Source organism: Blastomonas sp., assembly GCF_041747255.1.
Taxonomy (GTDB): Bacteria; Pseudomonadota; Alphaproteobacteria; order Sphingomonadales; family Sphingomonadaceae; genus Blastomonas.
The window spans coordinates 1-2,631 of sequence record NZ_JBGTFM010000494.1 but is presented as its reverse complement, the minus strand read 5'-3'; the positions used below and the strand labels follow the sequence as shown (position 1 = coordinate 2,631).

Sequence of the window (2,631 nt, the reverse complement as noted above, 5' to 3'; positions counted from 1 at the left end):
TGCTGCGCGCTAAGCTGGTTGGCCAACGCCTCATCGGTATCGGGAAAGGCCATATCGACCCGCCAACCGGCGTCGGTGAACTGGTCAGCAAGAAGTGTAGCGCCCAGCATATGCTGTTCGCCAGGGGCCGTTGCCAGCAGGATACTGTAGCGGCTGTTCCGGATCGAGCGCTTGCCAACATGATGGCGCACCGCATGGCCAGCCAGCTGCAGCATACTGAGGCCGATAGTGAGATCGAGCTCGCTGCAGGTATCGGCCAACCATGCATCCCCAAGCGCACGCGCACTTGGCTCGATCAGAAGCGTGACGATCGCATCACCGGTCCAACCCTCATCCTCGAGCGAAGCGATGAATGCGTTGATGCGAACATCGTCGCCGTTAAGCGCGAACCCGACAAGACTGCTTATGTGTGACGCCACGGCCGGTGGAGCCGTCCGTTGTGCAATAGAGGGTGCTGGCGTTTCATTGATTCGGCTATGCAGCATCAGGTCCCAATCCGGGAAAACCCGGGCCGGAACCATATGTTCGCTGAGCAACTCGATATGGTCGTGACGCGGATCCTGCGTTATCGAAGACCACAACACATTGAGTTTTTCCGGTGGTCCCTCAAGCGTCTGAAGGAAAGAGCCATTCTCATAAAGCAGCATACCCGTGACGCTCAATTTGCGGTTACGGGCCCTGGCCTTGCCCACCAACGCCCGCAGGTCAGTTGCGCTTGGCGAAGCGGTAGCAATGCTTTTGTAGGTGAGACAGCTAATCCAGCCGCCGCTGCCTGAACTAGCACTCGTATTCTGCAACATCCTCACGTCCCCTCCACTTGGGCCTGGGATCAGCGGTAGGTCTGAGCGAAGCAATGCACGACCAGTAGAACCCAGCAGACGATCCCCATCCACCACCTTTAATGCCACAACCCTAATCGCGTTTGGGACGGCGGCATTGTGCGCAGCAATCGCTTTCTGAAGGCTGCAGGGCCTAAGGTCTTTCATGAAGGCTGGATCGTCAAGTGACAAGCATGCAACCTAGCTGAGAGCCCGCATTCAGCCTTTCGGCGGACTCGGAAACAGCACCGGCGTATTTTTTCTATAAGCTTGATAGGCGGGGTCATCGCCCCAGCGCTCTTTCGCAATGCCATCGAGCAGATTGACGCCGCTCACACGGGTCAACAGCAGGAAGACGAATATCGGCGATATGACCGTCAACCATGACCACCCCGTGAGTAGCGGGATCGCCATCACCAAGATACCGAACCATAGCGTAAACTCGCCAAAATAGTTCGGGTGTTGCGACCAAGCCCAAAGCCCGGTGTCAATGAACTTGCCCTTGTTCGCAGGATCCTTCTTGAACTTCCGCTTCTGGCTGTCTGCAACCACTTCGAAAGCAAAGCCGATCACCCAGATCGCAGCGCCTGCCCAGAAGGGGCCATCCAAAGGCGCGGTTTGCTGCGACGTGATGATCGCCAGCGCTGCCGATGCTGTGAAGACCACCCATACGGCTTGCAGCGTCCAGGCGACCAAAAACCGTGGCGGATTGATCTTGATCTTTTCAAATCGCTGATCGGCACCGCCGGATGCATGAATGCGGCTGAAAAGGAAGCTTCCAAGCCGGATAGCCCATATGCCGACCATCGCTGCAACAACCATCGCTCTAGTATCAAGCGGCCAGGCATAAGACGCGGCGAGCCCGATCACGGACAGATATGTCAGCGCGCCGACAGTGTCGTAATAGGTGTCTTTCTGCGCCAAGGCAGACGGGATAAAAGCCAACCAATTCACGGCGAAAGCGACCACTGCGCACACGAAAACGGCCGAATATGCGCCTATTTCGATGCTGTTCACCCCAGCAAGGTTGGCAAAGCCAAGTCCTAGCGCGCTCGCGAATACGACAATCAGCAGGCTTTGTGCTGCACCCTTAAAGGACCGTTTGGTCTGCGATGACATTGCTTGCTGTCCCTGCTAGTGTTTGGCACCTCAACGAGCATTTACAAGAATTGATCCGAAGCGGACCGTCCGCTTCTGATGTCGCGGACGGCTCTCCACTCTGCGTGGTAATTTCTGCGGATGAGTCCGAGAGGAGAGTCACCATGGAGCAAGTGTCGGTTGTTGGGCTGTATCTGGCAAAGTCTGTTTTCCAGGTTCACGGTGGCTCTGACTAAGCCTGCCCAACGCTGGAGACTTTCGTATACTGCAGCCGTGCCGACGAGGCGGCGACGACGCCGAGGTTGACCGCATGGTCTGGTGGTATCAACGCCGCAATGTCGACCGCGACATCACGGAGGTGCTCGTTTTCGGCAGCGGGGTCTTCTTCCAATGGATCGAAGGTCCGCCTGCTCATGTTAAGGACCCGGTCGCGAGCCATCATAGCGATCCGCGCCATTACGATATGGCCTCGCTGGACCAGAGCCTGGAAAAGCGTGAGCGCCTTTATCCGAATTGGCAGATGAAGTGGTAGGGCCCAACGACATCCTTGTGGTCCTGCAGGATGGGCTTGAGGCTGCCGAAGGCGATAACAACATCGCGGCACTGGAGCGCATTCTTGCGCACGTCTCTTCGTGACCTCTGAATACTCTTGGGCAAAGTTAACTCGGTCAGCTATTGGCGGCCTCGAGCCGAACTGCCGCAGGGCCGCGTCGGC

At 57.2% G+C, this 2,631-nt stretch carries 3 protein-coding genes; 1 reads left to right on the top strand and 2 read right to left on the bottom strand.

What is annotated here, in order from left to right:
* The coding region (locus ACEW8G_RS16370) for a BLUF domain-containing protein (protein ID WP_373489457.1) at nt 1-800 on the bottom strand (800 nt) is incomplete at its 3' end.
* A gap of 237 nt (nt 801-1,037) precedes the next feature.
* Complete coding sequence (locus tag ACEW8G_RS16365) at nt 1,038-1,937, bottom strand: DUF1295 domain-containing protein (protein ID WP_373489456.1); 900 nt, start codon at nt 1,935-1,937, stop codon at nt 1,038-1,040.
* Between the two features lie 217 nt (nt 1,938-2,154).
* On the opposite strand from ACEW8G_RS16365, the gene ACEW8G_RS16360 reads away from it, so the two are divergent.
* Nucleotides 2,155-2,448 carry a BLUF domain-containing protein gene (locus ACEW8G_RS16360; RefSeq protein ID WP_373489458.1) on the top strand — a complete coding sequence of 98 codons (294 nt, stop codon included), beginning with the start codon at nt 2,155-2,157 and terminating at the stop codon, nt 2,446-2,448.
* Nucleotides 2,449-2,631: the final 183 nt, after the last annotated feature.

Excerpts from the sequence above, each read along its gene's own strand:
- ACEW8G_RS16365 (WP_373489456.1), bottom strand. The coding sequence starts at position 1,937 with ATGTCATCGCAGACCAAACGGTCCTTTAAGGGTGCAGCACAAAGCCTG.